Origin of the sequence: Flavobacterium arundinis (assembly GCF_038289855.1) — a bacterium.
GTDB lineage: Bacteria > Bacteroidota > Bacteroidia > Flavobacteriales > Flavobacteriaceae > Flavobacterium > Flavobacterium arundinis.
In genome coordinates, this window is record NZ_JBBYHR010000005.1 from 183,221 (window position 1) to 196,395 (window position 13,175).

The following is a 13,175-nucleotide window of genomic DNA, read 5'->3' on the forward strand; positions in this document are numbered from 1 at the left end:
GAAAATGAAATTTAAAAATCTAAAATGGTCGGTACTTATAATGACCGGAGTTTTTACTGTTATTTCATGCAGCGATGATTTTTTGAATACGGATTTTAAAGGCGCTGTATCAGAAGACAATTATTACCAGACAGAAGACGATGCGTATCACGCTCTCGTTGCGGTATATGATATTATGAAAAAAGAGTCGGGCGGTTTTGAAAATATGATCGCTATGCTGAACGCCGGATCTGACGACTTTTATGCAGGTGGCGGTAACGCTTCTGATGGTGCAGGTATACAATCGTTCTCCAATTACAGCATCAGTCAGTCGACGCTTCCCGGAAGTTTCTGGAGCGATTATTACCAGGGTATTTTCAGGGCCAACGTACTTTTGCAGAAATTGCCTTCTATTAATATGGATGCATCTAAAAAGGCAAGATTTACTGCTGAGACCAAAGCATTGCGTGCTTACTACTATTTTCAGTTAATCACGCAGTTCAGGAATATACCTCTTACTACAACTCCGCTTTCGCAGGATCAGTGGTACAACTTCCCGCAAGCATCACGTGAGGATGTGTATGCGCAGATAGAAACAGACCTTACAGAGGCGATACCGGATCTTCCGTCAATGCTTGATGTTGCTACTGAAGCAGGACGTATCTCTAAAGGTGCAGGTCAGGCTATATTAGGAAAAGTATACCTTTACCAAGATAAAAAACCTCAGGCAGCAGCTCAGTTTGCCGAAGTGAACGGTACACCGGGCGGAACAAGCCAGTATGGATACAAGCTTTTGGCCAATTACAACGACCTGTGGCTGATTGATAATAAATTTAACTCAGAATCTATCCTTGAAGCAGCCCACACCAGCCAGAGTAATGCAGGTTGGGGTAACTGGGGTTCAGGCTCAGATGAAGGCAACACGCTTAATGTAATGGTAGGGCCCCGTGGTTACAGTGCTTCGGGAGCGCCGTTGTATGAAACGGGATGGAGTTTTAATCCTGCAACTACCGATCTTGCTAATGCTTTACAGGGAGACCCGCGTTTTGACGCTACGCTTCTTGATATGAATGCATTGGTTGCAGCGGGTCAGGCATCTTATGTGCCGGGCTACCAGGATACAGGTTATTTCCTTAAAAAATTCATGCCTAAGCATGCAGATATTACTACAGGTGGTGGCGATGTGGTTTTGAACTACAGGCAGAACACTTACACAATCCGCCTTGCTGACACTTACCTGCTTGAAGCTGAAGCTTTGGGCGGAACAGGTACAAGGGCACAGGCATTGCTTGATGCGGTTCGTGCAAGGGTAGGTTTGGCATCAATACCGGTATCTTTAGAAAACATCTGGAAAGAGCGCAGGCTGGAGCTGGCTGGCGAAGGCCACCGCTGGAGAGACCTTGTACGTACAGGCAGGGCAGCTTCAGTTCTTGCACCACGCGGATTTATTGCGGGTAAACACGAGTTTTGGCCTGTACCGCTTCGTGAAACTGAGAACACCCAAATTGTGCAGGATCCAAACTATTAATATTAAAAAATCTTTATGAAACTAAATATAATTTTAAGGAACAGCTGCTTTGCAGCGGCAGTTGCAGCGATGGGATTGCTTACCGGATGCCAGCCGGAGGAGGTAACCAACGGAAACGCGTTGACGATGGCAGATATGGATGCCTCTTTTACAGCTGTATCTACAGATGGCAATAACTATGTTTTTACAGGTTCAGATGACCCGAATATCCAGTACCATACATGGAGCTACACAAGCTCTGTAGGTGCTTCTGCTGTAGAGGCAAGGGGAGCGGGCAATACAAAAGCGTTAACTTTTGTTTTCCCGGGAACCTATACTGTTCAGCACAGGGTGGTTGGACGCACGGCTGGAACAAATTTCGTTTCCCAGCAGACTATCGTAGTGACCAATCTTCTTTTGGGCGATAATATCGTTGCAAGCCCTAATTTTGAAAATGCTGCCGATTGGCATGTGTTCAATACAAGCGGTACACAAACCGTTTCATGGGCTTTCAATAGCGGCAGCGCAACGGCCAGCGGCGGTGTAGCAAACAACTATACCGGTCAGGGCATCTATCAGGCAGTTCAGGTTGAGGCAGGTACCTACCTTGTTGATATGCATGTAGAAGGTCCCGGAGGCAACGACCTTATGTGGTTCCAGGTATTTACGGGTACTACACAGCCTGTAAACGGGTCAGATTATGGCAGCGACCCTACCGCATTACTTGGGTTGAATACATGGGCAGGATGTGGTGTTGCACCTTTCAACGGAATGCTGGCAACAGTAGGCTGTGTGGGTACAGGCTCACAGGTGACATTTACCCAGCCGGGTACTATTTACCTTGTTATAAAAACAGGTACAGGCGCGAATAATGGCGTTAACAACATTACGGTTTCGAATGTTTCGATGCGTAAATTACCATAAAAAGTTTTTGGGTTAGTTACAAATAGCCTGTGCTCTGTAAAAAGAAAACAGGCTATTTTTTTAATACCTCCATAATAATTGCAGCCGTTGTTACCATTATTTCCGGCTGCACAATTACCAATTTAGATGAAAAACAAATTTTTAGGCCTGGGCTTATTGTCGTTGCTCTCTTTTTCGGCGTTGGCACAGCAGGAAAAAAATGCAGGAAATGCTTATCCTGCTATCGGAAGCAAAGTGCAGGTGTATACCACGGCGGACAATTCGAAGCTGCGCCTTTCGCAAACCGGTGAGCTTACATTCTCTGAATCGAAGCAGCCACTGGAAACAGAATTTTCCGTATTTGTAGAACCCAAAAAGACCTTCCAGACCATTTTGGGAATAGGTGGCGCTATAACTGACGCAAGTGCCGAGGTATTCGCAAAATTATCTCCCGTTAAGCAAAAAGAATTTTTAAATGCCTATTTCGGAAGTACGGGTATAGGCTATTCTATCATAAGAACAAACATCCACAGTTGTGATTTTAGCAGCGGAAGCTATACGTATGTCAAGGAAGGGGATAAGAGCCTGAAGTCATTCAATATAGACCACGACAAGAAATTCCGTATACCGCTTATAAAGCAGGCAATGAAAACTGCAGGCAATAATAATGTTACTTTTTATGTGAGTCCGTGGAGTCCGCCGGCATTCATGAAAGATAACAACAACATGCTTAAAGGCGGAAAGTTGCTACCTGAATACTACCAGACATGGGCAGACTATTATGTGAAATTCATTAAAGCCTACGAAAAAGAAGGTATGCCAGTATGGGGGCTTAGCGTACAGAATGAGCCTATGGCTACCCAAATCTGGGAGTCATGCATCTTTACGGCAGAGGATGAGCGCGATTTCCTTAAAAACTACCTCGGGCCAACGATAAAGAAAGACCTTGGCGATAAAAAAATAATTGTTTGGGATCACAACCGTGATCTTATGAACCAAAGGGCCAATGTTATATTTGGCGATCCTGAAGCTTCAAAATATGCCTGGGGAATGGGTTTTCACTGGTACGAAACATGGGCAGGCGGCAAGCCGATGTTCCAGAACGTACAGAAAGTGAACGAAGCCTATCCTGATAAAAAACTTATGTTTACCGAAGGCTGCGTGGAGAAATTTGACGCAACCCGCTTCCAGTACTGGCCAAATGGCGAGCGCTACGGCGAACAGATGATAAACGACTTTAATAACGGCACCGTTGGCTGGACCGACTGGAACATCCTTCTTGATGAAAAGGGCGGACCTAACCACGTAGGCAATTTCTGCTTTGCGCCAGTACACATGGATACTAAAACAGGTGAGATCATTTATACACCATCGTACTACTACATAGGCCATTTCTCAAAATTTGTGCGCCCCGAGGCAAAAAGGGTAAGTACAGTTGTGAGCAGGAGCCAGCTGATGAGCACATCGTTCCTTAATGCCGATGGCAAAATGGTAACGGTGGTAATGAATAGCAGTGACAAGAAGATCGCCTACAACCTGATCATAGGTAACCGCAAAACGGTTGCCGAAATACCTGCGCACGCCATACAGACATTAATATATTAAACAAATTGCATCCAATGAAAAAATTACAATATCTGATATTATTGGTAATTTCTTTTTCCGCATTTGGGCAGGGATACCTGCACCGTGACGGGCAGAACATTGTAGACGGGAACGGGAACAATGTATTGCTTCGCGGAATGGGACTCGGGGGCTGGATGATCCAGGAGGGCTATATGCTCCAGACCGATGCCTTTGCCGGCCCGCAACATAAAATACGCGAAAAGATAACACAGCTCATCGGGGCTGCCAATACCGAAACTTTTTACCAGGCCTATCGTGATAACGGAATAACCAAGAGGGATATCGATTCCCTGAAAGCATGGGGGTTCAACTCCGTTCGCCTCCCGATGCACTACAACCTGTACACGCTGCCTATAGAGGCAGAGCCTGTAGCCGGGCAGAATACCTGGCTGGATGAAGGTTTTAACAGGACCGACCAGCTACTGCAATGGTGCGCCGATAACCAAATGTACCTGATACTCGATATGCACGCCACACCGGGCGGGCAGGGCAAAGATGCCAACATATCGGATTACGATTCGACCAAGCCATCCCTGTGGGAAAGCGAGGCCAACAAACAAAAGATGATAGCGCTTTGGGCAAGGCTTGCCGACCGCTATAAGAACAGCCCCTGGATAGGCGCCTATGACATCATAAACGAGCCTAACTGGAATTTTACAGGTACCAACCAAAATGGCTGTGACGAAAATTCGAATGCACCGTTAAGGGCATTATCTGTTGCGGTTACGAATGCCATACGTGCGGTGGATACCAACCACATGATTATCATCGAGGGCAATTGCTGGGGTAATAACTACAACGGCATGTTCCCGCTTTGGGATGATAATATGGCATTGAGTTTCCATAAATACTGGAATGCAAATAACACAGGCGCTATACAGGGACTCCTCAATTTAAGGACACAATACAATGTGCCGCTATGGCTTGGTGAAAGCGGGGAGAACTCCAACGTTTGGTTTAAAGAAGCAATTTCGCTGGCTGAGATCAACAACATTGGCTGGTCGTGGTGGCCTTTAAAGAAGATAGGAAGTATTGCAGGGCCTGCCGCAGTTACAAAAACGGCACAATACCAGCAATTGCTTGATTACTGGGCTAACGGCGGCACAGCGCCAACAGAGTCTTTTGCTTTCAATGCGCTGATGCAGATAGCAGAGAATTATAAAATACAAAATACAGTTACCAAGCCGGATGTGATCGATGCAATGTTCCGCCAGGTGCAGAGCAATGCTACAATTAAATACAAAACCCACAACCTTCCGGGAAAAGTATATGCCACCGAGTATGATTTAGGGGCTTATCTGTATGCATATTCTGATACGGATGTTGCTGATTACAGGACGGATTCCGGTGGATTCCAGGCATGGAACAAAGGCTGGGCCATGCGTAATGACGGTGTGGATATTGAAGGTTCTAACGATACAGGCAACGGATTCCACGTAAGCTCTATTGTTGCCAATGAATGGATGGTTTACACCCTTACCGCCCCGTCTGAACTGGCTTATGATATAACGATCCGTTATGCGGGAGTAGGCGGTGCCCTGCACTTTGAAGATGCTAACGGAAGGATTTCCGAAAGGATAAACCTGCCTTCTACAGGCGGCTACACAACATGGTCGACAGTAACCCTGAACGATGTGATACTTAAGGCAGGGGAAAACAAGCTAAAGGTATATTTTGACGCAGGGGGCTTTAACCTGAATTATTTTGAGCTTAAAACTCCGGTTCCTGCATCGGAAGCCGAATTTAGAATTATAGATGCTGCTACCAATGTTTTAGGCGATAAGATAAATGTAACGTTTAATAAAGCCCTTCAAACAGGTATCGATTTTTCTGCAAGCGCATTGTCGCTTAAGGTAAACGGCACGTCAGTTGGAATTACGGGTGTTGATATGGGCGCTGCCCCTAACAGCTTTGTAATTACACCTGCTGCAGCAATTAACCCGTCGGATGTGGTAACGTTTACCTATGCAGGTACAAACTTTGTGGCTGCCGATGCAACAGTGCATCCGGCTTTTGCCGATAAGCCTGTAACCAACAGGGTAGGGAATATCCAGCAGATCTCGGGTACCATTCAGGCAGAAAACTTTTATGTGAACAGCGGGCTACAGTTTGAAAACTCTTCGGATACCGGTGGAGGGCAGAATATCTCGTATACCGATGCCGGGGATTACCTGGATTACCTGGTAAACATTAACCAGGCCGGTAATTACAGGATAGAATACAGGCGTTCGAGCCTTAACCAGACAGGTGGTATAAAACTGCAACTAATAAATGCAACGACACAGGATATCCAGACTGTGAGCCTCGCCCCGACCGGCGGATGGCAAACCTGGCAGACCACAGCTACAGATGCAATACTTCCTGCGGGACGCTACTACCTGAGACTTTTGGTTACAGTGCCGGGCTTTAACCTGAACTGGGTGAAATTCTCTTACCAGGCGCCGGACTCCGATAATGATGGTGTTGCAGACAGCGCAGACAACTGCCCTAATACACCGGCAGGCGCTGTGGTAGACTTCAACGGGTGTACATTGTTTACACTCCCGGGCAATAATTTTGCCATACAGGTAACCGGCGAGAGCTGCCGCACATCAAACAACGGAAGCATTGCCATAACCGCTGCTGCTAACCATAACTATGTGGCGACACTTACAGGTGCAGGCAATCAAACGGTTAATTTTACTACTACAGGTACTTTGAATAACCTGCAAGCAGGTGAATATGAGCTTTGCATTACATTGCCCGAAGCCCCGGCCTACCGCCAGTGCTTTGATGTCTTAGTTACAGAGCCAGCCGACCTTTCAGTACTTCAAAGGGTAGCTGCTGAAAACTATACGGTTGAATTGGAACTAGACGGCGGAAACCATTATTCCATCAACCTGAACGGAACTGTTTACGAAACTTCGGAGAATGCCATAACACTCGACCTTAAAGGCGGTGAAAACACGCTTGAGGTAAAAACCGATAAGGAGTGCCAGGGCATTTACAGGAAAACCATCACTATGGAAGATAATCTTCGTGTGTACCCTAACCCGGTAAGCGGCAACAACGTATATGTAATGCTGCCCGAAGCCAAAAATGAGAAAGTATACGTAGAAGTATTTTCTGTAATCGGCGAAAGGGTAATAACAGGCAACTACGTTACACAGGATAAGGTATTCACGGTAGATACAGGTGCGCTTGCAGCCGGTATGTATATGATGAAGATCGTATCGGGCACACAGGCGTATAATATTAAAATTGTAAAAGAATGAAAAAGATACTAATAGCATTTACGGTTTCCCTGTTTGCCCTTGGCAGTTGCAGTAAAGATGATAGCGGTAACGGCGGCGGTGGTACAGGCACAGATGCAGCCGTACTTTCATCTCCCGAAAATAATTCGGAGTGTACTACAGGAACCGAAGTTTCGGCAACACAAAGCAAAGTGACCTTTCAATGGGCTGCAGCGCCGGGTGCACAAGCATATTTTGTGTATGTAAAAAACCTGAATACGCAATCTACACTGCAATTTAGCGCAGGTGCCAACACATCGCTCGATATAACACTTACAAAAGGAACGCCTTACTCGTGGTATGTAAACGCCAATAAAACCGGCGGTACTACGGTGGCAAGCGCTGTCTGGAAGTTTTATAATGCCGGTGACGGGGTTTCAAACTATGCGCCTTTCCCGGCCGATGCGGTATCGCCGCTTATGAGCTCAACCATTTACGGGCCAACGATCACGCTCCAGTGGGACGGCAGCGACCTTGATAATGACATTGTTGATTATAAAGTATATATGGATACCAATGCTAACCCAACTACGCTTGCAGGCACAGTGACTACCGAGACACTTGCCAATGTGGCTGTAACATCGGGAGGTACCTATTATTGGAAAGTGGTCACTACCGATGGTGCAGGCAACACCACTGCATCGCCGGTATACCAGTTTAAAGTGTTTTGATAAATTTTTATTGTTTTTGTGATTTAGAGGTTGTCTTTTGGCAGCCTCTATTTTTTTGGATTGATCTCAAAAACCAGGTCTTATGTGAAAAATCAGAATTTGGGCGTGCCGCTTCAGCAGGCTACAGCGTCGGGTCATCCGCTGTATCCCCGCTGAAAAAAGCGGGGATGCCGTCCCGAAAGCTTTCGGGATCCCCACGCGAGCTTCACTCAGGTGGTTACGTTCACCGACCTGCAAAGTTTTCAGAACCTTGTAGGTCTAAAATTGATATCATACTTGCAAGGTTTTTGAAATATAGGTGTTCGAAAGAGTTTGAATATTTTTACATGTCGTTCCTCTGTAACTCAAAGCCATAATACGTCAACGATATCTATAAACATAACGCCCCGCTGGGGCTTTATTTTTGAGTCCCGGAGGGACGGCATATTTATAGGAATTATGATTAACACGCCCTCCGGAGCTCCGGAGGAGCGGCATGTCTTAAACTTATGGTTTTTTAGATGACCTTAGCAATCAAAAACTACTTCAACAAAAACTCCTTGGGATACGAATGATCCTTATTTCTCAAAAATTCCTCATCCGTCAGTGTTTTTATGAAATTGATAAGGTTGCGCTTATCGTCTTCGCACAAATTCATTTTCTTCCGCAATTGCTTCGGCAGTGTTTTAGATTGATGGATGCCGTTCGTATAATGGAACAGCACCATCTGGAGGTTGGCAAACCTACCGTCATGCATGTACGGGTAAGACACTTCAACATTCCTCAGGCTCGGTACTTTAAATAATAAAGAATCTTTTTGGTTACCCGTTATCTTCATCCGCCCGATGTCTTTTAACAGGCTGTCGGGCTGCAGGCCGTTGCTTTCAAACCTGTCGTTGGTAAACAAAGGTTCTTTATGGCAGGAAGCGCAATTTTCCTTAAAAAGCAGGTAGCCTTTACTTTCGCTTTCGCTGAACGCAATACCTTTTTCTTTCCGCATCACTTTATCATATTTGGAATTGGAAGAAACCAGCGTGACCATAAACTGTGAAAGTGCCTGCAAGGTTCGCTGCCCGGTAACAATGCTGTCGCCAAAGGCTGCGTAAAACGCTTTAGGGTATTTATTGGATCTCTGGAGCTTGGCAACGATATGCTCGATCGTTTCATTCATTTCGATGGGATTCGTGAGCGGGGCCAGTGCCTGGGCGTCGAGGTGATGGGCCGACCCATCCCACATGAAGCTGCTGCGCCACGCGAGGTTTTGAAGTGCCGGTGCGTTACGGGTACCGATTTGGTCTGCGATGCCATGGCTCAACTTGTGGTCGCTGTGCGCAAAGGCATTGTATTGAGAGTGGCAGCTGGAGCACGAAATAGTATTGTCTGCCGAAAGGAGTGGGTCATAAAACAGCGCCCTGCCGAGCTGTATCTTTTCCTGCGAAAGCGGGTTTTTAGAAAAATTGTATTCGGGCTTTGGCCAAAATTCAGGAATGGTAAAATAAGCCCCGTTGCCGGAATGCGTCACGAAGGCAGAAGCGATAGCCGCAACGAAAAACATGACTATTATCCGTTTCATAACAGGGAAAACATTAGTGCTGCTTTTTGCGACAGTTGCACTGCTTTTTCGCCCGGTGACATTATCATGGGAATATCGTTCATCGAAAAACTGTTGCTGTATTTCGCTATATCTATTCCTATAGTATTGTCTGATGCTGAAGTTTTCAGGCTTATTTCCTGAAAAGAAGCATTGGGTTTTAAAAATCCGCCAAGGTGGAACTGGAATTCCTTCCCTGGCTTGGTTGTGCCCTCCAGCTTCATATTGATGTAGCCGGTCTGCCATGCCCAGTACATCCCTTTGGACGGGTCGAGGTCACCGCTGCCAATGCCTTCATTATTGGTCTTGTCGTCTATCCCGAACAGGAAGCGAATCTCATCATAGGCTAACCCGTTCGGTATCTCCAATTGACGGTTCAGGGATTTGGGATCATTTATATCGATAAGGTAATAACTATTGGCTGCCGCATGTACCATCTTCCCTTTATCATAAAAACGAAACCCGGACAAATACATCCTAAAAGTTGAAAATGAAAGGCTGTCCTTTTGTGTTTCGGAGTAATAGTACTTCCCGGGCTGTAAAGTTTCATTATTATATAAGGGGCGAAAGCCCAGCCGGACCAATTGGCCATGCTGGGCGAAACCCCCACAAGAAAATAATAATAAAACGTTGTAAAGACACAGTTTTTGTAGTGTACCGCCCATGAGCTGTGTGTTATTGCATCATCATTTTTGTCACGTACTGGTTGCCGTTGTTGGTCACTTTTACCATCAGTACTGTGTTGCCGGTTTCAGAAAGGCTTACGGGCGTATCTATAGTTGTGGTTGTGGCTGTGAATACTTTTTTGCCGTCCACAGTAAAAATTTCGATCAATGATTCACCCGAAAGGTCGGGCAATGATAAGGTAAAATTACCATTGGAAGGATTCGGGTAAGCCGACATTTTTTTGTTTGGCAAAACTTCATTGATCTCTAAAGGCTCCATACACGTAGCCGTTGAGGGAACGGTCACAGTTGGATTAGGCCCAAGGTCGGCGGTTTGCGGCGCACCGTAATATTCAACGCCTACGTAGTAAGGGAATTGTGGCGTGCCTGCCGCATCAAGGGTAACAAAATAGGCATACGTGCCTTCTGGATATTCGGGTGTCACACAAAAGCGGCCATTGTATTTGTCGAGCGTGCCGCCATTGCTTTCGAGCCATTCATAATCTTCAATATAGGTGCCTATAGGGTAGGTGCTGTTTACTGCCGGGCCGTAATTGGCCGATGTCAACGCTACGTTATATGGTAATGTCGTGCGGGTAGTGATATTGCGCAATGCGTAGCCGGTACGCATCCTCGTAATGGCGCTGGTGGCATCATTCGCGTTGGTATAGCCGTAAGGGCCGTATACCGGGTAGCCGTCGAAAGCATAACCAACGATAGGGGAGTGTATGGCATCACCACTTTCCTGGTAGAGCCTGTAGGGTTTGGCGTGGCTGTGGTAAGCGCCCTGCTGTTGCGGGTGCGCACCAAGGGTAGCATCGAGCACAAAGCCTTCTGACTTGTACACCTCGACATTCCAGGTGCCCTGGCCCATGCCATTGTTGTTGGTGCCGTTATAATAGTGGGCATTTGAGAGTCCGTAGATAGGCACCCCGTTTACCAACAATCCGATAGAACCTAATTTTGGGGAGATCGTTTTACTTGTGGGGACTGTTGGCGTACGGGGAAATATATACGTATAATTTTGGGCTGTAGGAGCACCGGGATTCAGGAACTGACCCATATCGGTGGTCATCCCTTCCGATTTTACCCAAACAGAGGTTTCATTGTAGCACACTTTGGTTACATCGGCCAGCGTGGTCGAGGTATAGAACACAAAACTGGGGTTGTTAGGGTTGCCGTTAGTGTTTTGCCAGTAGCTGGCGTACTGCCCTGCGTTCATGATCCAGCTGTCTATTTGCGGTTGGGCAACAGCCATGGTAAGGCAAAAAAGCGCGAAAAAGGTAAAGTTGATCTTCATATCATTAGGGTTAGTTATTAGGTTAGACGACAGAAGAAATATATTCCTGCGGTGTTTTAGAAAGTTTTCAGTCGCAGACCTCACCACCGACCCCTCTCCAAAGGAGAGGGGAGCAGCAACACTCTTGCCGAAAGACACCCTTCCCAAGAAAATACAACCGTATATTTTATAGTATAAATATCCACAGAAGTAAGCACGTCTAGCTCCCCTCTCCTTTGGAGAGGGGTCGGGGGTGAGGTTAATAACTGGGAGGCACCAATACATTCCCCTTAGCCCTGACAGAGCCGGTATCCCCTGAGGCACGAAGGGATAAAGGCGAAGGCAGGACCGGCCAAACCAACTATGCGCAAACGTTTGCTGCTTCAAAAAAATAATTATATTTATCGGGTTAACCAGCTTCCATGAAAGACACTAACTATACTTCTAAAAAGAACCTTGCGCTGATACTCATTATCGCTTCCCTCGGCTATTTTGTTGATATTTACGACCTCGTGATTTTCTCTATTGTGCGCACGCAAAGCCTAAAAGATATTGGCATTGCCGAAGATGCGATTCGGGAATCGGGGATGTATATCATCAACATGCAGATGGCGGGGCTGCTGATTGGCGGCTTCATCTGGGGGACGCTTGGCGACAAGTACGGGCGGCTCAAAGTACTGTTTGGGTCGATACTGCTGTATTCGGTGGCAAATATTGCCAATGGATTTGTGCATAATGTCGATGCCTATGCCATTATCAGGCTCATTGCAGGCATTGGACTTGCGGGTGAGCTCGGTGCGGGGATAACGCTGGTGAGCGAGAGCATGAGCAAGGAGAAGCGCGGTTACGGAACTATGATAGTCGCCGGAATAGGCGTGCTGGGTGCGGCGGCAGCATTTTTTGTAGCCGAATATTTCAGCTGGCGCAATGCCTATTTTACCGGTGGCGGGATGGGGCTATTATTGCTGTTGCTCCGGGTGGGAATGCTGGAGTCGGGGATGTTTAAGAAGGCATCGCATAACGAAGATGTGGTAAAAGGCAATTTCTTTATGCTGTTCGGTAAACGCGAAAGAGGGCTGCGCTATATTTACTGCATCTGTATTTCGCTGCCGATATGGTTCGTGGTCGGCATCCTTATCACGCAGGCACCCGAACTGGGCAAGGCACTCGGCGCTACCGAAACGCTTAGTGCGGGCCGGGGCATCATGCTGTGCTACATCGGGACATCATTAGGCGAGGTGATCGCGGGACTCATTGCTCAATGGAGCCGTTCGCGCAGGCTGTCGCTGGCAATATTCCATATCATGTCGGTTATCGTGGTGTGCCTTTATCTGGGCAGCCACGGCATCACACCCGAAAGGTTTGCAGTGCTGGCCTTCCTGATGGGGTTCTCTGTTGGGTACTGGGCATCGTTCATCACAATAGCGTCAGAGCAATTTGGCACCAACCTGCGCGCAACGGCCACGACCACGGCACCCAATTTTGTGCGCGGCGCACTGATACCGGTTACTTTTCTCTTCGAATTCCTGGTACGCCAATATGATATTATCTCTGCAGGCTATATCGTAATGCTATTGCTTACGGGCATTGCATTATTTGCACTATGGAGGCTGAAAGAGAGCTTTGGGAAGGATCTGGATTTTGTGGAAGGGTAGTTTCAGCCTGTTGTCGGCAAAGGGAGGTCGCAGTTTTCAATTTTAGAA

Annotated in this window: 9 protein-coding genes; 6 read left to right on the plus strand and 3 right to left on the minus strand. The window is 46.8% G+C overall.

Annotated features, from left to right (window positions below; all coding sequences use genetic code 11):
- Positions 1-4 precede the first annotated feature (4 nt).
- The 5 genes from AAEO56_RS10875 (at position 5) to AAEO56_RS10895 (ending at position 7,958) form a co-directional block, all read left to right on the plus strand.
- Complete coding sequence (locus AAEO56_RS10875) at positions 5-1,507, plus strand: RagB/SusD family nutrient uptake outer membrane protein (protein ID WP_341697081.1); 1,503 nt, start codon at positions 5-7, stop codon at positions 1,505-1,507.
- Positions 1,508-1,522: 15 nt separating this feature from the next.
- Positions 1,523-2,410 carry a hypothetical protein gene (locus AAEO56_RS10880; protein WP_341697082.1) on the plus strand — a complete coding sequence of 296 codons (888 nt, stop codon included), beginning with the start codon at positions 1,523-1,525 and terminating at the stop codon, positions 2,408-2,410.
- Positions 2,411-2,536: 126 nt separating this feature from the next.
- Positions 2,537-3,994, plus strand: coding sequence for a glycoside hydrolase family 30 protein (locus AAEO56_RS10885; protein ID WP_341697083.1), 1,458 nt, complete (start codon positions 2,537-2,539; stop codon positions 3,992-3,994).
- 14 nt (positions 3,995-4,008) lie between these two features.
- Positions 4,009-7,269 (plus strand): carbohydrate-binding protein, encoded by a 3,261-nt coding sequence (locus tag AAEO56_RS10890; protein ID WP_341697084.1) that lies wholly within the window; start codon positions 4,009-4,011, stop codon positions 7,267-7,269.
- Positions 7,266-7,958, plus strand: a complete 693-nt coding sequence (locus AAEO56_RS10895) for a hypothetical protein (protein WP_341697085.1) — start codon at positions 7,266-7,268, stop codon at positions 7,956-7,958. Before AAEO56_RS10890 ends, AAEO56_RS10895 begins: the two co-directional genes overlap by 4 nt.
- Before the next feature lie 520 nt (positions 7,959-8,478).
- Here the strand turns inward: AAEO56_RS10895 and AAEO56_RS10900 are convergent.
- From AAEO56_RS10900 to AAEO56_RS10910, 3 genes are read right to left on the minus strand one after another with little or no spacing between them, the layout of a single operon-like run.
- Positions 8,479-9,510 (minus strand): cytochrome-c peroxidase, encoded by a 1,032-nt coding sequence (locus AAEO56_RS10900; protein WP_341697086.1) that lies wholly within the window; start codon positions 9,508-9,510, stop codon positions 8,479-8,481.
- Positions 9,507-10,193, minus strand: a complete 687-nt coding sequence (locus AAEO56_RS10905; protein ID WP_341697087.1) for an MbnP family protein — start codon at positions 10,191-10,193, stop codon at positions 9,507-9,509. Before AAEO56_RS10905 ends, AAEO56_RS10900 begins: the two co-directional genes overlap by 4 nt.
- 10 nt (positions 10,194-10,203) lie before the next feature.
- Positions 10,204-11,493 carry a YHYH protein gene (locus AAEO56_RS10910; protein ID WP_341697088.1) on the minus strand — a complete coding sequence of 430 codons (1,290 nt, stop codon included), beginning with the start codon at positions 11,491-11,493 and terminating at the stop codon, positions 10,204-10,206.
- A gap of 401 nt (positions 11,494-11,894) precedes the next feature.
- On the opposite strand from AAEO56_RS10910, the gene AAEO56_RS10915 reads away from it, so the two are divergent.
- The gene (locus tag AAEO56_RS10915) at positions 11,895-13,127 is read left to right on the plus strand and encodes an MFS transporter (RefSeq protein ID WP_341697089.1); all 1,233 of its coding nucleotides are present in this window, start codon (positions 11,895-11,897) and stop codon (positions 13,125-13,127) included.
- Positions 13,128-13,175: the final 48 nt, after the last annotated feature.

Bases quoted from the DNA above. Each gene is read 5' to 3' on its own strand.
- AAEO56_RS10885 (WP_341697083.1), top strand. From the start codon at position 2,537: ATGAAAAACAAATTTTTAGGCCTGGGCTTATTGTCGTTGCTCTCTTTT.
- AAEO56_RS10900 (WP_341697086.1), bottom strand. From the start codon at position 9,510: ATGAAACGGATAATAGTCATGTTTTTCGTTGCGGCTATCGCTTCTGCC.
- AAEO56_RS10875 (WP_341697081.1), top strand. From the start codon at position 5: ATGAAATTTAAAAATCTAAAATGGTCGGTACTTATAATGACCGGAGTT.
- AAEO56_RS10890 (WP_341697084.1), top strand. From the start codon at position 4,009: ATGAAAAAATTACAATATCTGATATTATTGGTAATTTCTTTTTCCGCA.
- AAEO56_RS10895 (WP_341697085.1), top strand. From the start codon at position 7,266: ATGAAAAAGATACTAATAGCATTTACGGTTTCCCTGTTTGCCCTTGGC.
- AAEO56_RS10905 (WP_341697087.1), bottom strand. From the start codon at position 10,193: ATGGGCGGTACACTACAAAAACTGTGTCTTTACAACGTTTTATTATTA.
- AAEO56_RS10910 (WP_341697088.1), bottom strand. From the start codon at position 11,493: ATGAAGATCAACTTTACCTTTTTCGCGCTTTTTTGCCTTACCATGGCT.
- AAEO56_RS10915 (WP_341697089.1), top strand. From the start codon at position 11,895: ATGAAAGACACTAACTATACTTCTAAAAAGAACCTTGCGCTGATACTC.
- AAEO56_RS10880 (WP_341697082.1), top strand. From the start codon at position 1,523: ATGAAACTAAATATAATTTTAAGGAACAGCTGCTTTGCAGCGGCAGTT.